Origin of the sequence: Streptomyces sp. MAR4 CNX-425, assembly GCF_048656465.1 — a bacterium.
Classification (GTDB): Bacteria; Actinomycetota; Actinomycetes; order Streptomycetales; family Streptomycetaceae; genus Streptomyces.
On sequence record NZ_JBMDLF010000001.1, the window covers coordinates 176489 to 195645 of the forward strand.

General features: G+C 69.3%; 16 protein-coding genes and 3 rRNA genes. 4 read left to right on the top strand and 15 right to left on the bottom strand.

All coding sequences use genetic code 11. The annotated features are described in order from the left end of the window. Nucleotides 1–11: 11 nt before the first annotated feature. The 4 genes from ACHZ99_RS00730 to ACHZ99_RS00745 are packed head-to-tail and all read right to left on the bottom strand — an operon-like array spanning nucleotide 12 to nucleotide 4081. A complete protein-coding gene (locus tag ACHZ99_RS00730; RefSeq protein ID WP_420302309.1) occupies nucleotides 12–821 on the bottom strand; it encodes an ABC transporter ATP-binding protein in 810 nt (269 codons plus the stop codon). Between the two features lie 55 nt (nucleotides 822–876). Then, nucleotides 877–1914 (bottom strand): FecCD family ABC transporter permease, encoded by a 1038-nt coding sequence (locus tag ACHZ99_RS00735; RefSeq protein WP_420302310.1) that lies wholly within the window; start codon nucleotides 1912–1914, stop codon nucleotides 877–879. Beyond that, nucleotides 1911–2960, bottom strand: coding sequence for a FecCD family ABC transporter permease (locus ACHZ99_RS00740; RefSeq protein WP_420303160.1), 1050 nt, complete (start codon nucleotides 2958–2960; stop codon nucleotides 1911–1913). Before ACHZ99_RS00740 ends, ACHZ99_RS00735 begins: the two co-directional genes overlap by 4 nt. 50 nt (nucleotides 2961–3010) lie before the next feature. Continuing rightward, nucleotides 3011–4081: an HAD hydrolase-like protein gene (locus ACHZ99_RS00745; RefSeq protein ID WP_420302311.1), complete on the bottom strand. Its 1071-nt coding sequence runs from the start codon at nucleotides 4079–4081 to the stop codon at nucleotides 3011–3013. 76 nt (nucleotides 4082–4157) lie between these two features. Between ACHZ99_RS00745 and ACHZ99_RS00750 the strand changes: the two genes are divergently transcribed. Further along, on the top strand, nucleotides 4158–5489 hold the full coding sequence (locus tag ACHZ99_RS00750; RefSeq protein WP_420302312.1) for a DUF1015 family protein: 1332 nt from the start codon (nucleotides 4158–4160) through the stop codon (nucleotides 5487–5489). A gap of 1 nt (nucleotide 5490) precedes the next feature. On the opposite strand, the gene ACHZ99_RS00755 is transcribed toward ACHZ99_RS00750, so the two are convergent. From ACHZ99_RS00755 to ACHZ99_RS00790, 8 genes are all read right to left on the bottom strand, one after another. Next, nucleotides 5491–6363: a hypothetical protein gene (locus ACHZ99_RS00755; protein WP_420302313.1), complete on the bottom strand. Its 873-nt coding sequence runs from the start codon at nucleotides 6361–6363 to the stop codon at nucleotides 5491–5493. Continuing rightward, a complete protein-coding gene (locus tag ACHZ99_RS00760) occupies nucleotides 6291–7205 on the bottom strand; it encodes a hypothetical protein (RefSeq protein ID WP_420302314.1) in 915 nt (304 codons plus the stop codon). The genes ACHZ99_RS00755 and ACHZ99_RS00760 overlap by 73 nt, the downstream gene beginning before the upstream one ends. A gap of 126 nt (nucleotides 7206–7331) precedes the next feature. Continuing rightward, nucleotides 7332–7448 (bottom strand): 5S ribosomal RNA (rrf, locus tag ACHZ99_RS00765). A 113-nt stretch (nucleotides 7449–7561) separates the two neighbouring features. Next, nucleotides 7562–10694: ribosomal RNA gene (locus tag ACHZ99_RS00770) — 23S ribosomal RNA — on the bottom strand. A 172-nt stretch (nucleotides 10695–10866) separates the two neighbouring features. Beyond that, nucleotides 10867–12399, bottom strand: a 16S ribosomal RNA gene (locus ACHZ99_RS00775). Together the 16S, 23S and 5S rRNA genes form the textbook arrangement of a ribosomal RNA operon. Nucleotides 12400–12834: 435 nt before the next feature. Then, entirely contained in the window at nucleotides 12835–13560 is a 726-nt protein-coding gene (locus ACHZ99_RS00780; protein WP_420302315.1) for a class I SAM-dependent methyltransferase, read from the bottom strand. A gap of 128 nt (nucleotides 13561–13688) precedes the next feature. Then, nucleotides 13689–14300, bottom strand: a complete 612-nt coding sequence (locus ACHZ99_RS00785; protein ID WP_420302316.1) for a DNA-3-methyladenine glycosylase — start codon at nucleotides 14298–14300, stop codon at nucleotides 13689–13691. After that, a complete protein-coding gene (locus ACHZ99_RS00790) occupies nucleotides 14297–14560 on the bottom strand; it encodes a DNA-3-methyladenine glycosylase (RefSeq protein WP_420302317.1) in 264 nt (87 codons plus the stop codon). The genes ACHZ99_RS00785 and ACHZ99_RS00790 overlap by 4 nt, the downstream gene beginning before the upstream one ends. Before the next feature lie 50 nt (nucleotides 14561–14610). Between ACHZ99_RS00790 and ACHZ99_RS00795 the strand changes: the two genes are divergently transcribed. From ACHZ99_RS00795 to ACHZ99_RS00805, 3 genes are all read left to right on the top strand, one after another. Beyond that, the gene (locus ACHZ99_RS00795) at nucleotides 14611–15393 is read left to right on the top strand and encodes a sporulation protein (RefSeq protein WP_420302318.1); all 783 of its coding nucleotides are present in this window, start codon (nucleotides 14611–14613) and stop codon (nucleotides 15391–15393) included. A gap of 125 nt (nucleotides 15394–15518) precedes the next feature. Beyond that, a complete protein-coding gene (locus ACHZ99_RS00800) occupies nucleotides 15519–16058 on the top strand; it encodes a YbhB/YbcL family Raf kinase inhibitor-like protein (RefSeq protein WP_420302319.1) in 540 nt (179 codons plus the stop codon). Between the two features lie 81 nt (nucleotides 16059–16139). Continuing rightward, nucleotides 16140–16667, top strand: a complete 528-nt coding sequence (locus ACHZ99_RS00805; RefSeq protein WP_420302320.1) for an HNH endonuclease — start codon at nucleotides 16140–16142, stop codon at nucleotides 16665–16667. Between the two features lie 108 nt (nucleotides 16668–16775). Here the strand turns inward: ACHZ99_RS00805 and ACHZ99_RS00810 are convergent, their stop codons facing one another. The 3 genes from ACHZ99_RS00810 to ACHZ99_RS00820 all read right to left on the bottom strand — a co-directional run bounded on the left by ACHZ99_RS00810 (nucleotide 16776) and on the right by ACHZ99_RS00820 (nucleotide 19108). Next, nucleotides 16776–17747: an SPFH domain-containing protein gene (locus ACHZ99_RS00810; protein ID WP_420302321.1), complete on the bottom strand. Its 972-nt coding sequence runs from the start codon at nucleotides 17745–17747 to the stop codon at nucleotides 16776–16778. An 81-nt stretch (nucleotides 17748–17828) separates the two neighbouring features. Next, complete coding sequence (locus ACHZ99_RS00815) at nucleotides 17829–18209, bottom strand: NfeD family protein (RefSeq protein WP_420303161.1); 381 nt, start codon at nucleotides 18207–18209, stop codon at nucleotides 17829–17831. A 101-nt stretch (nucleotides 18210–18310) separates the two neighbouring features. Next, nucleotides 18311–19108, bottom strand: a complete 798-nt coding sequence (locus tag ACHZ99_RS00820) for an ABC transporter ATP-binding protein (RefSeq protein WP_420302322.1) — start codon at nucleotides 19106–19108, stop codon at nucleotides 18311–18313. Between the last annotated feature and the right edge of the window lie 49 nt (nucleotides 19109–19157).

Here is a 19157-nt window from a genome sequence, read left to right on the forward strand (position 1 = left end):
CCGGACCCCGCTCAGACCCCGCCGGCCGCCGCCGCCCGCACCTTGCGCGCCGCCGGGACGACCAGCGGCGTGCCGGTCTCCGGGTCGTCGATCACCTGGCACCTGAGCCCGAAGACCCGCTCGACCAGCGCGGCGTCCACGATGTCGTTCGGGTGCCCCTCCGCGACGATCCGGCCGTCGCGCATCGCGATCAGGTGAGTCGCGTACCGCGCCGCGTGGTTGAGGTCGTGCAGCACGGCGACCAGCGTGCGCCCCTGGGTCTCGTGGAGTTCGGCGCAGAGGTCGAGTACCTCGATCTGGTGCTGGATGTCGAGGTACGTCGTCGGCTCGTCGAGCAGCAGCAGCGGCGTCTGCTGCGCCAGCGCCATCGCGATCCACACCCGCTGCCGCTGCCCGCCGGACAGTTCGTCGACATAGCGGTCCGCCAGCTCCGCGATCCCGGTGGCGGCCATCGACTCCTGCACCACCCGCTCGTCCTCCCGCGACCACTGCCGCAGCAGCCCCTGGTGCGGGTAGCGGCCGCGGGCGACGAGGTCGCCGACCGTGATGCCGTCGGGCGCCACGGACGACTGCGGCAGCAGCCCGAGTATCCGCGCCACCTTCCGCGCCGGCAGCGTCCCGATCGCCTCGCCGTCCAGCAGCACCGCGCCGGTGCTCGGCTTCAGCATCCGGGCCAGCCCGCGCAGCAGCGTCGACTTGCCGCAGGCGTTGGGGCCGACGACGACGGTGAACGAGGAGTCGGGCACCGCCACCGACAGCTTCTCGGCGACGACCCTGCTGTCGTAGGCGAGGGTGACGTTCTCGGCGGCGAGACGGCTCACTGCGGGGCTCCTGTCCGGCGTACGGCGTGCGGCGTTCGTTCGTTCGGTCGCCCGGTCATATCCGGCCCGCCCGGCGCTCCGCGGCGAGCAGCCACAGGAGGTAGACGCCGCCGAGCACGCCGGTGACGACGCCGACGGGCACCTGGTCGGCGCCGAAGGCCCGCTGCGCCCCCCAGTCGGCGACGATCAGCAGCGTGGCGCCCATCAGCGCGGCGGGCGCCAGGTTGGGGCCGGGCGCGCGGGTGAGCCGGCGGGCGAGCTGCGGGGCGGCGAGGGCGACGAAGGCGACCGGCCCCGCGGCGGCGGTGGCGGCGGCGGTGAGCACCACGGCGGCAAGCATCGCCACGAGCCGTACCCGCTCGACGGGAATGCCCAGCGCGTACGCCGTGTCGTCGCCCATCTCCATCATCCGCAGCGGCCGGCCGCAGGCCAGCACGATCGGCACGAGCACCGCGCAGACCGCGGCCAGCGGCCACACGTGCGTCCAGTCCCGCCCGCCCAGCGAGCCGGTGATCCACAGGGTTGCGCGGGCGGCGTCGACCAGGTCGGCCTTGGTGAGCAGGTAGTTGATGACGCCGGTGAGGATGGCGGCGGCGCCGATGCCGACGAGGACGAGCCGGTAGCCGGCCACGCCGCGCCGCCACGCGAGCAGGTAGATCGCCGCTCCGGTGGCGAGCCCGCCGGCCACCGCGCCGGTCGCGACCGCGTCCGAGCCGTCCTTGAACACCACGATGACCACCAGCGCGCCCACCGCCGAGCCGTGCGAGATGCCCAGCACGTCGGGACTGCCCAGCGGGTTGCGGGAGACGGCCTGGAACACCGCCCCGGCCAGCCCCAGCGCCGCGCCGACGAGCAGCCCCACCAGGACCCGCGGCAGCCGCAGTTCGCGGACGACGAACTCCTGCCCGGGGTCGCCGCCGCCGAGCAGCGTGCGCACCACGTCGGCGAAGGAGATGGGGAAGTCGCCGGTGCCGACGAGGACCACGGCGGCGGCGAGCGCGGCGGCGGCGAGCAGCAGGCAGACGAGCAGGGCGCGCAGGTCGAGGCGTACCGACAGGTCGCCCTTCGGGCGGCGTACGTGGAGCGTTCTCACAGCTGCGCCATCCTCCGGCGTCGTACGAGATGGATGAACACCGGCCCGCCGAGGATCACGGTGACGATGCCGACCTGCACCTCCGCGGGCCGGGCCAGCACCCGGCCGAGCACGTCGGCGCCGAGCAGCAGCACGGGCGCGAGCACGGCCGCGTACGGCAGGATCCAGCGGTTGTCGGGCCCGGTCACGGCGCGCACCATGTGCGGGATCATCAGGCCGACGAAGACGATGGGCCCGCAGGCGGCGGTTGCGGCGCCGCACAGCAGCGTGACGGCGAGCATGGCGAGCAGCCGGGTGCGGGCGAGGTTCGCGCCGAGGGCGCGGGCGGTGTCGTCGCCCATGGCCATGGCGTTCAGCGGGCGGGCGAGCAGCAGCGCGAGGACGATGCCGACGGCGAGGAACGGGAGCACCTGCCGGATGGTGGTGGTGTTGGCGGAGGCGAGCGAACCGGTGGTCCAGAAGCGCATCTTGTCGAGCGCCGCGGTGTCCGTCAGCTCGACGGCGCGTACGTAGCCGAAGAGCGCGGCGGTGGCGGCGGTGCCGGCGAGCGCGAGGCGCACGGGCGTGGCGCTGCGGCTGCCGCCGAGCGCGTAGACGAGGACGGAGACGGCGGCGGCGCCGGCGAACGCGAACCAGACGTAGCCCGCGACGGAGGTGACGCCGAAGAAGCTGATGGCGCTGACGACGGCGGCGGAGGCGCCGGCGTTGATGCCGAGCAGCCCGGGTTCGGCGAGGGGGTTGCGGGTGAGGGCCTGCATCACGGCGCCGGAGAGGCCGAGGGCGGCGCCGGCGAGGAGGCCGAGGACGGTGCGCGGGACGCGCATGTCGCGGATGACGACGTCGGTGTCGGTGGCGTCGTACGCGAAGAGGCCGTGCCAGACCTGGTCCAGCGGGATGGACTTGGCGCCGACGGCGACGCTCGCCACGCAGACGAGCAGCAGCGCGGCGCAGGAGGCAACCAGGCCGGCCGCGCGCGGGGAGAACCACCGGCGGCGCGGGGGCGCGTCCTGGGGCGCGGTGTCCTTACGGGGAGCAGCGTCGACCAACACGCAGTTAGGTTAGCCTACCCTGATCGACTGTTCGAGTGTGTGTGCACTCACAGGCCGAGGCGGACCAGCGCCTTCCCCGCGTCGAGACCGCAGGCCCCCTCCCCCGCGTACGTCCACGCCGCCGCGCACAACGCCCGCAGCCCGTCCAGCGGTTGCCCGGCGCCGTCGAGCCGCAGCTCCGGATCCGTACCGCCGGTGGACGCGGTCCAGCCGCCGCACCGCGCGGTCACATCCCCGCCCGCGCCGCCCGCGCCCCCCGACAACGCCGACACCGCCACCTCCGGCTGCCCGGCGGACAGCCCGCGCAGGTCCGCCGCCACGTACGCCGGTCGGTGCCGCGGCGGCGCCGCGAGCAGCTCCGCGGCGCGGGTCACGCCGGTCAGCACCAGCAGCGCGTCGACGCCGCCGTTGTACGCGCCCTCGATGTCGGTGTCGAGCCGGTCGCCGACGACCAGCGGCCGCCGCGCCCCCGTCCGGATGATCGTCTCCCGGTGCATCGGCGGCTCCGGCTTCCCCGCCACCCGCGGCTCGGCGCCCGTGACCAGCCGGACCACCGCCAGCGCCGCGCCGTTGCCCGGGGCCGCGCCGCGGGGGGACGGCAGCGTCAGGTCCGCGTTCGACGCGAACCACGGCACGCCGCGCTGCACCGCGAACGCCGCCTCGTCCAGCCGCCCCCACGGCATCCCCGGCCCGCCGTACCCCTGCACCACCGCGGCCGGGTCGTCGTCCGCCGACTCCACGACCACGAGCCCCCGCTCGCGCAGCGGCCCGTACAGCCCCTCCCCGCCGACCACCAGCACCCGCGCCCCCGGCGGCACCTCCTCGGCCACCAGCCGGGCCACGGCCTGCGCCGAGGTGACCACGTCGGCCGGCGCGGCGGGCACGCCCATCGCGGTCAGCCGCTCGGCGACGGCGGCCGCGGGGCGGGAGGCGTTGTTCGTGACGTACGCCAGGCGCATGCCGTTCGTCCGCGCCGCGGCCAGCGCGCCGACGGCGTGCTCCACGGGGGCCCCGCCGACGTAGACGACGCCGTCGAGGTCCAGCAGCGCCGTGTCGTACACCGTGCACAGCGGCTCCGCGCAGGCGTCGGGACGGGTCCTGAGGGGCTGGCTGGACACGGCGGCGGCTCCGGGGACGGCGCGATACCTACGCCTCGATCATCGCGCACCGCCCACGGCGCATACGATCCGGTCCATGCAGCGTTCACCCGGACTTGAGATCCGCCCCTTCCGCGGGTTGCGCTACGCGCCGTCCCGGGTGCGCAGCCTCGCCGCCGTCACCTCCCCGCCGTACGACGTCGTCGTCCGGCCCGACGGGCTGCACCACCTGGAGACCGCCGACCCGTACAACATCGTCCGCCTCATCCTCCCCCAGGCCGCCGACCCCGCCGCCCGCCACCGCCTCGCCGCCGACACCCTGCGGCGCTGGCGCGCGGAGGGCGTCCTCGTACCCGACCCGCGGCCCGCCCTCTACGTCTACGAGCAGCGCCGGGGCGACCTGCTGCAACGGGGCGTCATCGGGCTGCTGGCGCTGAGCGAACCGGCGGCCGGCGTGGTGCTGCCGCACGAGGACGTGATGGAGGAGGTCGTCGCCGACCGCGCGGGCCTGATGCGCGAGACCGCCGCCAACCCCGAGCCGCTGCTCCTGTCGTACCGCGGCGACGGCGCGGCCACCGGCACCACGGCGGTCGTCACGCGCACGACGGCGCGGACACCGCTGCTGGCGACGACGACGGAGGACGGCTTCGCGCACCGGCTGTGGGCGGTGACGGACACGGACGAGATCGCGGCCGTGCGCGCGGACCTGGCGCGGCGGCAGGCGCTCATCGCGGACGGGCACCACCGGTGGGCGACGTATCTGCGGCTACGGGCCGAGCGGTCGGCCCGCGACGGCGGAGCCGGTGCCGGTGCGGAATCCGGACCAGGACCCGGGCCAGGACCCGGGCCTGACCCTGACCCGGGACCGTGGGGCTACGGGCTGGTCCTGCTGGTCGACACGGCCCGCCACCCCCTCGTCGTCCGCGGCATCCACCGCGTGCTCCGTACCCTGCCGCCCGCCGACGCGCTGCGGCTCCTCGACGGCGAGGCCCGCGTCCGGCCGCTCGACGTTCCGCTGCCCGCGGCGCTGCGGGCGCTCGAAGAGACGGAGGGCAACGCGTTCCTGCTGGCCGGCCGGGGCGTGCTGCACCTGGTCGACCGCCCGGACCCGGGGCTGCTGGCCCGTACGGTACGGACCGACAGGCCGGAGGCGTGGCGCGGCCTGGACGCCACGGTGCTGCACGCCACGCTCATCGAGCACGTCTGGCAGCTCCCGGACGACCCGGCACACATCGGCTACGTCCACGACCCCGAGGCCGCCGCCGCCCAGGCGGAGCGCCTGGGCGGGACGGCGGTGCTCATGAAACCGGTCGCGGAGGACGTCGTACGCGAACTCGCGCGGGACGGTGTGACGATGCCGCGCAAGTCCACGTCGTTCGGCCCGAAGCCGGCGACCGGGCTGGTGCTGCGGGCGCTGGACCTGGGGTGAGTCAGCGCCCGGAGTCCTCGTCGGCGTCCTCGTCCGCGTCCGCGGGCTCGTCCTCGGGCTCGTCCTCGTCGGTGAGATCGGTGCCGGCGCTCTCCGCGGCAGCCGGCGCCGCCTGAGCGCCGTCCTCCGCGACTCCCCCGGCTTCCTCTGCTTCCTCTGTCTCCCCGGCCTCCTCCATCAAGTCCGGGTCAAGCGCGTCGGTGAACTCGATGCCGTCCAGCTCGGCCAGCCGGTCGGAGGCGTCGGTCAGCCCTTCGTGGTCGGCCTCGACGGCCTTCGCGAACCACTCCCGCGCGTCCTCCTCCCGGCCGACCTCCAGCAGCGCGTCGGCGTAGGCGTAGCGCAGCCGCGCGGTCCACGGATGCACACCGTTGGAGGCCAGCTCCGGGCTCTGCAAGGTGACGACGGCGGCGTCGGCCTGCCCCAGGTCCCGCCGCGCCCCGGCGGCGACGAGCCGCATCTCCACCTGCCCGGCCTTGTCGAGCCGTCGCACCTCCGGCTCGCCCGCCATGGCCAGCGCGCGCTCCGGACGCCCCATGCCGCGCTCGCAGTCGGCCATCACCGGCCAGAGGTCCGGACGCCCGCTCATGCGCCGCGCAGCCCGGAACTCGGCCAGCGCCTCCTGGTACCGGCCCGTGTGGTACGCCGCGAAGCCGGCGGCCTCCCGCACGGCCCCGACGCGGGACGCGAGCCGCAGGGCCACCTTGGCGTGCTCGTACGCCCGGGGGGCGTCCTCGTCGAGCAGCCGGGCAACCATGACGAGGTTCTTGGCGACGTCCTCGGCGAGCGTCTTGGGAAGGCTCAGCAACTCCTGCCGAACGGCCTTGTCGATCTCCAGCCCGGTGACGTCGTCGGGGATGGACAGCCGCCGCACGGGCGCCCGCTCCCCGTCCCGCCGCGGCCCCCGCGCCCGATCCCCGCGCCGGTCGTCCCGCCGCTCGAACCGCCCACCACGGCCGTACGACCCACGCCCGTCACGGTCCCCGTCCCGCCGGGGCCCACGGGGCCGACCGTCATCGCGGCGGAAGTCACGCCGCGGCCTGTCGTCATCGCGGCGAGGGCCACGCGGACGGTCATCATCACGCCGGAAGTCACGCCGGGGCCGGTCGTCATCGCGACGGGGTCCACGCGGCCGATCGTCATCACGCCGGAAGTCCCGACGCGGCCGATCGTCATCGCGACGGGGTCCACGCGGCCGATCGTCATCACGCCGGAAGTCACGCCGCGGCCTGTCGTCATCGCGGCGAGGGCCACGCGGACGGTCATCATCACGCCGGAAGTCACGCCGCGGACGCTCGTCGTCGCGGCGAGGGCCACGGGGCCGGTCATCGTCCCGCCGGGGCCTGCGCGGCCGATCGTCGTCGCGCCGGAAGCCGCCACGCGGACGGTCGTCGTCCCGACGCGGCCCACGCGGCCGATCGTCGTCACGCCTGAACCCATGCTGCGGACGGTCGCCATCACGCCGAGAATCCCGACGCGGCCGGTCATCGTCGCGCCGGAAGCCACCACGCGGACGGTCATCGTCTCGACGCGGCCCACGCGTCCGGTCGTCATCACGCCGGAAGTCCCGACGCGGACGGTCATCCTGCCGCCGGGGCCCACGCCCCAGCCGGTCTCCGTCACCCCGCCGGGGGCCCCCGCGCCGTTCGCCGTCTCCTCGGCCGAAACCACGCCCGTCGCCGTCACGACGCCGGCCGCGGCCACGGTCCTCGTCACGCCGGTCGGGCTCGTTGGTGGTCATATCTCTCTCTACGCTCCTCTGACTCCGGTCACACCGGAACAACAAACAAAAAGGACCTGTGGTCCCAGCGCTCACGCTGGGACCACAGGTCCTCAATAATTGTTCGGCGGTGACCTACTCTCCCACACGGTCCCCCGTGCAGTACCATCGGCGCGGTCGGGCTTAGCTTCCGGGTTCGGAATGAGACCGGGCGTTTCCCCAACGCTATGACCACCGAAACCCTAAAGATGGGTCAGCGAACAAGCACACTCTTCAGTTAAGTGAACAAACTCCAGCCAACCCAGCAGCAATGGTTTGCTGTCTGGGAGCCGCACAGTGGACGCAAGCAGCTATGGACAAGCCCTCGGCCTATTAGTACCGGTCACCTCCACCCCTCACAGGGCTTCCAGATCCGGCCTATCAACCCCGTCGTCTACAGGGGGCCTTAACCCCTACAAGGGGGTGGGAGTCCTCATCTCGAAGCAGGCTTCCCGCTTAGATGCTTTCAGCGGTTATCCCTCCCGAACGTAGCCAACCAGCCATGCCCTTGGCAGAACAACTGGCACACCAGAGGTCCGTCCGTCCCGGTCCTCTCGTACTAGGGACAGCCCTTCTCAAGACTCCTACGCGCGCAGCGGATAGGGACCGAACTGTCTCACGACGTTCTAAACCCAGCTCGCGTGCCGCTTTAATGGGCGAACAGCCCAACCCTTGGGACCGACTCCAGCCCCAGGATGCGACGAGCCGACATCGAGGTGCCAAACCATCCCGTCGATATGGACTCTTGGGGAAGATCAGCCTGTTATCCCCGGGGTACCTTTTATCCGTTGAGCGACGGCGCTCCCACAAGCCACCGCCGGATCACTAGTCCCTGCTTTCGCACCTGCTCGACCCGTCAGTCTCGCAGTCAAGCTCCCTTGTGCACTTACACTCACCACCTGATGACCAACCAGGCTGAGGGAACCTTTGGGCGCCTCCGTTACACTTTAGGAGGCAACCGCCCCAGTTAAACTACCCACCAGACACTGTCCCCGATCCGGATCACGGACCCAGGTTAGACATCCAACACGACCAGAGTGGTATTTCAACGACGACTCCACAACCACTGGCGTGGCTGCTTCACAGTCTCCCACCTATCCTACACAAGCCGAACCGAACACCAATATCAAGCTGTAGTAAAGGTCCCGGGGTCTTTCCGTCCTGCTGCGCGAAACGAGCATCTTTACTCGTACTGCAATTTCACCGGGCCTATGGTTGAGACAGCCGAGAAGTCGTTACGCCATTCGTGCAGGTCGGAACTTACCCGACAAGGAATTTCGCTACCTTAGGATGGTTATAGTTACCACCGCCGTTTACTGGCGCTTAAGTTCTCAGCTTCGCCACCCCAAAGGAATGACTAACCGGTCCCCTTAACGTTCCAGCACCGGGCAGGCGTCAGTCCGTATACATCGCCTTACAGCTTCGCACGGACCTGTGTTTTTAGTAAACAGTCGCTTCTCGCTGGTCTCTGCGGCCACCCCCAGCTCCCCGTGTAAAACGGATCACCGGAAGCGGCCCCCCTTCTCCCGAAGTTACGGGGGCATTTTGCCGAGTTCCTTAACCATAGTTCACCCGAACGCCTCGGTATACTCTACCTGACCACCTGAGTCGGTTTCGGGTACGGGCCGCCATGAAACATCGCTAGAGGCTTTTCTCGACAGCATAGGATCATCCACTTCACCACAATCGGCTCGGCATCAGGTCTCACCCTTCACGAGAGACGGATTTACCTGCCTCTCAGGCCACACCCTTACCCCGGGACAACCACCGCCCGGGCTGGACTACCTTCCTGCGTCACCCCATCACTCACCTACTACAAGCTCGGGTCACCGGCTCCACCACACCCCGCATCACCCGAAGGATCAACAAGGGGGCTTCACGGGCTTAGCATCACCTGATTCAATGCTGGGCGCTTCACAGCGGGTACCGGAATATCAACCGGTTATCCATCGACTACGCCTGTCGGCCTCGCCTTAGGCCCCGACTTACCCTGGGCAGATCAACTTGACCCAGGAACCCTTAGTCAATCGGCGCACACGTTTCCCACGTGTGTATCGCTACTCATGCCTGCATTCTCACTCGCGAACCGTCCACCACTACCTCACAGTGCGGCTTCACCCGGCACACGACGCTCCCCTACCCAACAGCACCCTCGATAAAAGTTAACATGCTGCTGACACGACTTCGGCGGTACGCTTGAGCCCCGCTACATTGTCGGCGCGGAATCACTTGACCAGTGAGCTATTACGCACTCTTTCAAGGATGGCTGCTTCTAAGCCAACCTCCTGGTTGTCTCTGCGACTCCACATCCTTTCCCACTTAGCATACGCTTAGGGGCCTTAGTCGATGCTCTGGGCTGTTTCCCTCTCGACCACGGAGCTTATCCCCCGCAGTCTCACTGCCGCGCTCAACTTACCGGCATTCGGAGTTTGGCTAAGGTCAGTAACCCGGTAAGGCCCATCGCCTATCCAGTAGCTCTACCTCCGGCAAGCAACACACGACGCTGCACCTAAATGCATTTCGGGGAGAACCAGCTATCACGGAGTTTGATTGGCCTTTCACCCCTAACCACAGGTCATCCCCCAGGTTTTCAACCCTGGTGGGTTCGGGCCTCCACGACCTCTTACAGCCGCTTCACCCTGCCCATGGCTAGATCACCCCGCTTCGGGTCTAGAGCGTGCAACTCAACGCCCAGCTAGGACTCGCTTTCGCTACGGCTACCCCACACGGGTTAACCTCGCTACACACCGCTAACTCGCAGGCTCATTCTTCAAAAGGCACGCAGTCACGACACACCAGGAACAAGTCCCGGCATGCGACGCTCCCACGGCTTGTAGGCACACGGTTTCAGGTACTCTTTCACTCCGCTCCCGCGGTACTTTTCACCATTCCCTCACGGTACTATCCGCTATCGGTCACCAGGGAATATTTAGGCTTAGCGGGTGGTCCCGCCAGATTCACACGGGATTTCTCGGGCCCCGTGCTACTTGGGAAACAAGCAAGCAAGCCGTCACGATTTCGACTACGGGGGTCTTACCCTCTACGCCGGGCCTTTCGCATGCCCTTCGCCTATCGCAACGGTTTATCACTCACCTCACGGCCGGCAGACCGTGAAAGCTCACTCCCACAACCCCGCCTGCGCAACCCCTGCCGGGTATCACACACAAACGGTTTAGCCTCATCCAGTTTCGCTCGCCACTACTCCCGGAATCACTGTTGTTTTCTCTTCCTGCGGGTACTGAGATGTTTCACTTCCCCGCGTTCCCTCCCAACTGCCTATACATTCAGCAGCGGGTGACAGCCCATGACGACTGCCGGGTTTCCCCATTCGGACACCCCCGGATCACAGCTCGGTTGACAGCTCCCCGGGGCCTATCGCGGCCTCCCACGTCCTTCATCGGTTCCTGGTGCCAAGGCATCCACCATGCGCCCTTAAAAACTTGGCCACAGATGCTCGCGTCCACTGTGCAGTTCTCAAACAACAACCCATAAGAGAAACAGACACTCCCGTGCCCGCGCTCTCAGATACCCAACAGTGTGCCGTGACGCGTAATCGATGTTCCACCCATGAGCTGGCCGTGCACCACATTCGGGTGCATCCGGCACGGTGCTCCTTAGAAAGGAGGTGATCCAGCCGCACCTTCCGGTACGGCTACCTTGTTACGACTTCGTCCCAATCGCCAGTCCCACCTTCGACGGCTCCCTCCCACAAGGGGTTAGGCCACCGGCTTCGGGTGTTACCGACTTTCGTGACGTGACGGGCGGTGTGTACAAGGCCCGGGAACGTATTCACCGCAGCAATGCTGATCTGCGATTACTAGCGACTCCGACTTCATGGGGTCGAGTTGCAGACCCCAATCCGAACTGAGACCGGCTTTTTGAGATTCGCTCCACCTCACGGCATCGCAGCTCATTGTACCGGCCATTGTAGCACGTGTGCAGCCCAAGACATAAGGGGCATGATGACTTGACGTCGTCCCCACCTTCCTCCGAGTTGACCCCGGCAGTCTCCCGTGAGTCCCCACCACCCCGAAGGGCGTGCTGGCAACACAGGACAAGGGTTGCGCTCGTTGCGGGACTTAACCCAACATCTCACGACACGAGCTGACGACAGCCATGCACCACCTGTACACCGACCACAAGGGGGACCGTGTCTCCACGGTTTTCCGGCGTATGTCAAGCCTTGGTAAGGTTCTTCGCGTTGCGTCGAATTAAGCCACATGCTCCGCCGCTTGTGCGGGCCCCCGTCAATTCCTTTGAGTTTTAGCCTTGCGGCCGTACTCCCCAGGCGGGGCACTTAATGCGTTAGCTACGGCACGGACGACGTGGAATGCCGCCCACACCTAGTGCCCACCGTTTACGGCGTGGACTACCAGGGTATCTAATCCTGTTCGCTCCCCACGCTTTCGCTCCTCAGCGTCAGTATCGGCCCAGAGATCCGCCTTCGCCACCGGTGTTCCTCCTGATATCTGCGCATTCCACCGCTACACCAGGAATTCCGATCTCCCCTACCGAACTCCAGCCTGCCCGTATCGAATGCAGACCCGGGGTTAAGCCCCGGGCTTTCACATCCGACGCGACAAGCCGCCTACGAGCTCTTTACGCCCAATAATTCCGGACAACGCTTGCGCCCTACGTATTACCGCGGCTGCTGGCACGTAGTTAGCCGGCGCTTCTTCTGCAGGTACCGTCACCCCAAGGAGCTTCTTCCCTGCTGAAAGAGGTTTACAACCCGAAGGCCGTCATCCCTCACGCGGCGTCGCTGCATCAGGCTTGCGCCCATTGTGCAATATTCCCCACTGCTGCCTCCCGTAGGAGTCTGGGCCGTGTCTCAGTCCCAGTGTGGCCGGTCGCCCTCTCAGGCCGGCTACCCGTCGTCGCCTTGGTAGGCCATCACCCCACCAACAAGCTGATAGGCCGCGGGCTCATCCTGCACCGCCGGAGCTTTCCACCCCCAGGCATGCGCCCAGAGGTGAACATCCGGTATTAGACCCCGTTTCCAGGGCTTGTCCCAGAGTGCAGGGCAGATTGCCCACGTGTTACTCACCCGTTCGCCACTAATCCACCCCCGAAAGGGCTTCATCGTTCGACTTGCATGTGTTAAGCACGCCGCCAGCGTTCGTCCTGAGCCAGGATCAAACTCTCCGTAAATGCTTCAACAGAATCAAAGCACCACAGAACGAGTCTGCCTCGCTACTGCTGTAATGCTGTGTTTCACAAACACTTGGCATCGACTACTTGGCACACTGTTGAGTTCTCAAAGAACGGACACTTCCTTCAAAACCCTCACGGGCCTCTCCGGGCGTTTCCCTTCGGTTTCCACCACTGTAGCGAAGCCTTCGCTCCGCTCCAAAACCGGGGTCTCAGTAGTTGCTGCCGAAGCGCAACGAGAGAAGACTCAAGTTCACGAAAGATCGTCTGGAGGATGGTGTCGGCATCAGAACGTGCCAGACACCAGGCCGTTTGCGGCTCTCTCTACGATACGGACCCCACCCCACCGCGTCAAGCTCCGACGGCCCTGGCGCGGCGGTGCTCCGGGCCGGTCAGAGCGGTCGGGGCGCTGCGGGTTGGGTGGTCCGTCGACGGTCACGGGCGTCGGGCCAGGAAGACGAACTCCCTGCCGGGACGGTCGGGCGCGTCGCGGACGTCCTCCACCGTGTACCCGTGCGCGACCAGGTCCCGCTCGACCTCCTCCCGCTCACGGAAGCGCAGGGTCGAGTCCGACGTCAGCACCTGTCCGTCCGCCGCGAACACGTAGGTCCAGCGGAACGTCACCAAAGGCCGGCTCACCTCGATGAGCTGGACCCAGGTCTCGACGGAGCCGGCGCCGGGGATCTCCGTCACTCGGTAGGAGCTCTCGCGCGTCCAGTCCTCCCAGGCGCGGCTGGCCGGATCCCGTGTCTCGAAGACCAGGCGGCCGCCGGGCCGCAGGGCGTCGTGGGCTCCGCGCAGCGTCGACCGCCACGTCTGCGGGTCGGTGAGGGCCTGGGCGACGTTCGCCGTCATCGTTGCGAGGTCGGCCCGCAGGGAGGGGAGGTGTGTCGCGTCACCGCAGATCCAGCGCACTCGCTCGCCGCCCGGTTTGGCCCGGGCGACATCGAGGGAGGCCGCCGCGGGATCAAGGCCGACGACCTCGATCCCGCGGTCGGCCAGGAGCAGCGCGAACGTCCCGGTGCCGCAGCCGATGTCCAGCACCCGGCGTGCCTCGGACTCCTCGGCGATCCGCAGGTAGGCGTCGAGGTCGCTGCGGTCGGGGTGGAGCGGGTCGTAGATCGCGGCGAGCCGTGGGTGCGCGAAGCAGTCGTCGGCCATGCGGCCGAACGTATACAGAGCCGGGCGCGCACGGCTACCGCGTTGTGCCGACGGTTCCGTCCCGCACCGCCGCGCGGCAGAGATCGGCGCGGGCGGGCGGGACGCGGGTGTTCCGGTCGTACCGGGGCTCAGGCTCCGGCGGACGGCTTGGCCCGCGGGCTCAGTCGGTATGCCGAGACCGTCGGATCGTCGGCGAGGTAGAAGCGGTGCTGCCAGTCATGGGCTTTGCTCACGCCGACCCGGGGACCGACGCGGATGCGTGCGGGGGGTACCGGCTCGCCCTCGGTCAGCGTGACCGGGCCGCCTGTCAGCAGGTGTGTGCCGTTGTGCTCGGCCGTGATGCCGAGCGCCTGGCAGAAGTTCCCCGGCCCCCGGGCGAGACGTGGGCTCTCGGCCTTGCCCCCTCGCCGCTCCCGGGCGAGGTCTTCCCCCTTGATGACTCTGCCTGCCCGGATGAGGACTGCTGTCGCTACGCCGTCCGTCCCGGTGACCACGTTGGCGCACCAGTGGAGTCCGTGGGACCGGTAGACGTAGAGATGTCCGGGGGGCCCGAACATGACGGCGTTGCGGGGTGTCCTGCCCCGGTAGGCGTGGGAAGCGGGGTCGGCCGAACCGGAGTACGCCTCGGTCTCCGTGATGGCGATGCTCACGGTTCCCTCGGGGGTCTCGTGGCTGAGGAGGGTGCCGAGCAGCCGGGGGGCGACCTCCTCGGCGGGGTGGGCGAGATCCGCCTCGTTCATGCTGACCGCCTTGACACCTGGTACGTGAAATGGCCCCAGATGTGTCCCGCGGGGCCGGACCTGGGCGCGTTGCGGTCCGTGCGGCCCCGGTGGGCGTGGGGACCCGGGTCCCGGTCCTTCGCGTACGCCTCGGTCCCGGTGAGTCGCGGAGAGATCGTCCCGGCGGGCGTTCGGCGCAGTAGGGTTCGGCCAAGCAGATCCGGCGCCACCTCCGGTACGGGCCGACGGAAGAACGAGCGGTCGGGTGGAGTGCGGCACATGTCGGGTGAGCGTAGTTGAGCAGTCCAACAGGGGAGCAGGGGAGTCCGACATGGGGTTCAAGAAGCTTTTCGCCAGCCTGGGTGCGGGCGGTGCGTCGGTGGAGACGGTGCTGAGCGACGCGAACGTCGTACCCGGCGGCGTCGTGCAGGGCGAGGTCCGCATCGAGGGCGGCTCCGTGGCCCAGGAGGTCGAGGGGCTGTCCGTCGGGCTGCAGGCGCGCGTCGAGGTGGAGAGCGGCGACAACGAGTACAAGCAGGACATCGAGTTCCACCGGCAGCGGCTCGGCGGTTCGTTCCAGGTCGAGCCGAACGCCGTGCACAACGTGACGTTCAGCCTGGACGTGCCGTGGGAGACGCCGGTGACGTCGGTCCTCGGGCAGCGGCTGCCGGGGATGAACGTGGGCGTGACGACCGAGCTGGAGATCGCCCGGGCCGTCGACTCGCTGGACCTCGACCCGATCTCGGTGCACCCGCTGCCGGCGCAGCAGGCGATCCTCGACGCGTTCGGCGGGCTGGGTTTCCGCTTCAAGAGCGCGGACCTGGAGCGCGGGCACATCCGCAACACGCGGCAGCGGCTGCCGTTCTACCAGGAGATCGAGTTCTACGCCCCGCAGCAGTACCGGGGGATCACGGCCGTGGAGCTGACGTTCCTCGCGGACGGGCACCAGATGGACGTGGTGCTGGAGATGGACAAGAAGCCGGGGCTGTTCACGGACGGCGGCGACTCGTTCCGGATGTTCCAGGTGGGGCTCACCGACTTCCAGGAGACCGACTGGACCGCGTACCTGAACCAGTGGATCTCGGAGGTCGGGTCGCGGCGCAACTGGTTCTGAGCCGCGTGTCGGGGGGCGGCGGGGACCGGGCCGCCGCTCGTTAGGCTGGCCGGCGTGGCGGGTCTCGTACGACGCGGCCCGCCACGCCGTCTCCCTCTCGTCACAGCCACCCGGAGGTGTCTCACGTGCCCGAGCAGAACCGGCCGCCGCTGCCCCACGACTTCCATCCCGCGGTGCCGTCGTTCACCGTGACCAGCCACGACGTCCAGGAGGGCGCTCCGCTGCCCGACGCGCAGATCGGGGCGAAGGGGAACACCTCGCCGCAGCTGCGCTGGTCGGGGTTCCCGGAGGGGACGAAGAGCTTCGCCGTCACCTGTTACGACCCGGACGCGCCGACGGGCAGCGGGTTCTGGCACTGGTCGGTGTTCGACATCCCGGTGTCCGTGACGGAGCTGCCCGCGGGCGCGGGCACGGGCGACATGGCGGGGCTGCCGCCGGGCGCGGTGACCGTGCGGAACGACGCGGGGACCCACGATTTCACGGGTGCGGCCCCGCCGCCCGGCGACGGCGAGCACCGGTACGTCTTCACGGTGTACGCGGTGGATCAGGAGAAGCTGGGGCCGGACGCCGCCGCGACGCCGGCCGTCGTCGGCTTCAACCTGCGCTTCCACACCCTCGCGCGGGCGCGGCTCATCGGCACGCACGAGGAGCCCGCGGCGGGCTAATTGCGTTGTCGCGGCCGATCTCCCCGGGCACAGTGGAGCCACCCCGCCGCGCGGCGGGCCGAGTCGGGAGGTGTGGCCGGGATGCGCGAGACGCTGGTGCTCAACGCGAGCTTCGAGCCGCTGTCGACGGTGTCGCTCCGCCGTGCGGTGGTGCTGGTGCTGCAGGACAAGGCCGTCGTCGAGCGGGCGCACTCCGGCATGCGGCTGCGGGCGGCGAGCGTGGAGCTGCCGGTGCCGCAGGTGATCCGGCTGTGCCGGTACGTGCGGGTGCCGTTCCGAAGACGCGCGCCGTGGTCGCGCCGGGGTGTGCTGGTACGGGACCGGCACCGCTGCGCGTACTGCGGCCGGCGGGCGACGACCGTGGACCACGTGGTGCCGCGCTCGCTGGGCGGCGGCGACACCTGGCTGAACACGGTGGCGTCCTGCGCGGCGGACAACCACCGCAAGGCGGACCGGACGCCGGAGCAGGCGGGGATGCGGCTGCTGCGGCGGCCCTTCGAGCCGACGCCGGGGGACGCGCTGCTGCTGGCGCTGGGCGTGCGCGAGCAGGAGCAGCTGCCGGAGTGGCTGACGCTGCCGGAGGGCCGCGGAGCGCCCGTCGCCGCGTGAGCCCCGGCGCGTGAGCGCCGCGTCCTTCTCCTACGGAGATGAGCCCGCCCCCGGTCGTCAGGCGACCGGGGGCGGGCTCGTGCCGTACGGGTGGGCGCGCGCGTGGCGCTACTCCAGCGGCGGCTGCTCGCGATAGGTGGGGGTCTTGCGGGTGCTGGGCCCGGGGACGGTCGGGGCGGCGGCGGCTTCGCCGCCGGTGGGCGAGGGCGGGCCGAAGTTGCCGAGGGCGCCGCCGAGTCCCTTGAGGGCGTCGCCGATCTCGCTGGGCACGATCCAGAGCTTGTTCGCGTCGCCTTCGGCGATCTTCGGCAGCATCTGGAGGTACTGGTACGACAGGAGCTTCTGGTCCGGGTCGCCGGCGTGGATGGACTCGAAGACCGTGCGGATGGCCTGCGCCTCGCCCTCGGCGCGCAGCGCCGCGGAGCGGGCCTCGCCCTCGGCGCGGAGGATCGCGGCCTGCTTCTCGCCCTCGGCGGTGAGGATCTCGGACTGCCGGACGCCCTCGGCGGTGAGGATCGCGGCGCGCTTGTCGCGGTCGGCGCGCATCTGCTTCTCCATCGAGTCCTGGATGGAGGTGGGCGGCTCGATGGCCTTGAGCTCGACGCGGTTGACGCGGATGCCCCAGCGGCCGGTGGCCTCGTCGAGGACGCCGCGCAGCGCGGCGTTGATCTCCTCGCGGGAGGTCAGGGTGCGCTCCAGGTCCATGCCGCCGATGATGTTGCGCAGGGTGGTGACGGTCAGCTGCTCGATGGCCTGGATGTAGCTGGCGACCTCGTAGGTGGCGGCCCGGGCGTCGGTGACCTGGTAGTAGATGACGGTGTCGATGTTGACCACCAGGTTGTCCTGGGTGATCACGGGTTGGGGTGGGAACGGGACGACCTGTTCACGGAGGTCGACGCGGTTGCGGATGGTGTCGATGAACGGCACCACGATGTTGAGGCCGGCGTTGAGGGTGCGCGTGTAGCGGCCGAAGCGCTCGACGATGGCCGCGCTGGCCTGCGGGATGACCTGGATCGTCTTGATGAGCGCGATGAAGACGAGCACCACCAGGATGATCAGGACGATGATGATCGGCTGCATGCTGCTCCCCGGTTCGTGATCCAATCGTGCGGCCCAGCCGCGAGTGTGGCAGAACCTCCGTGCCCGTATGGGCGCTTCCGGTCACATGACGACGGCGGTCGCACCGTCGATGTCCACGACGTCGACCTTCCTGCCGGGCTCGTAGACCTCGCCCGCGTCGAGCGCCCGGGCGCTCCACACCTCGCCGGCGAGCTTGATGCGCCCCCCTGAGCTGTCGACGCGCTCCAGCACCACCGCCTGTCTGCCCTTGAGGGCGTCGACTCCGGTGGTCGCGCCGCCCTGGCCGCGGTGCCGGCGCGCCACGGGGCGTACGGCGGCGATGAGGGCGGTCGAGACGACCGCGAAGACGATCACTTGTACGGTGAGGCCGCCTCCCAGGCCGGCCGTCACGGCGGCGGCGACCGCGCCGACCGAGAACATGCCGAACTCCGGCATGGCGGTCAGCACCAGAGGAATGCCCATGCCCACGGCGGCGATCAGCCACCACACCCATGCGTCCACGGGTCCAATGCTATTGCGGGACAGGCGATTCGGGACAGATGCCCGGGGATGCCGGGCCGCGGTCACGCCTTGGACAGCGGGAGGCCCTGGGCGGTCCAGCGGTCGCCGGCGCGGTCGAGGACGAGCGGCAGGCCGAAGCAGAGCGAGAGGTTGCGGGAGGTCAGTTCGGTTTCGAGGGGGCCGGCGGCGAGCACCTTGCCCTGCCGGATCATCAGGACGTGGGTGAAGCCGGCGGGGATCTCCTCCACGTGGTGCGTCACCATGATCATGGAGGGGGCGTACGGGTCGCGGGCCAGCCGGCCGAGGCGGCGTACGAGGTCCTCGCGGCCGCCGAGGTCGAGGCCGGCGGCCGGCTCGTCGAGGAGGAGCATCTCGGGGTCGGTCATCATGGCGCGGGCGATCTGGGTGCGCTTGCGCTCGCCCTCGGAGAGGGTGCCGAAGCGGCGGTCCAGGTACTCGCTCATGCCGAGGCGGTCGAGGAACGCCTCGGCGCGCTCCTTGTCGACGTCCTCGTAGCTCTCCTGCCAGGTGGCGGTCATGCCGTACGCGGCGGTGAGGACGGTCTCCAGGACGGTCTGGCTCTTGGGCAGCTTCTCGGAGAGCGCGGCGCTGGCCATGCCGATGCGGGGGCGGAGCTCGAAGACGTCGACGCCGCCGAGCTTCTCGCCGAGGATCTGGACGGTGCCGGTGGAGGGGAAGAGATAGCTGGAGGCGATGTTCAACAGGGTGGTTTTGCCCGCGCCGTTGGGGCCGAGGATGATCCACCGCTCGCCCTCCGCGACCGACCAGGAGACCTGGTCGACCAGAGCCCTGCCGTCGCGGACCACCGATACGTCCACCAGCTCCAGTACATCGCTCATGAGCGTGCCGTCTCCCCTTGCCGTGTCGGTCCGTCGTACGCGGTGCGCG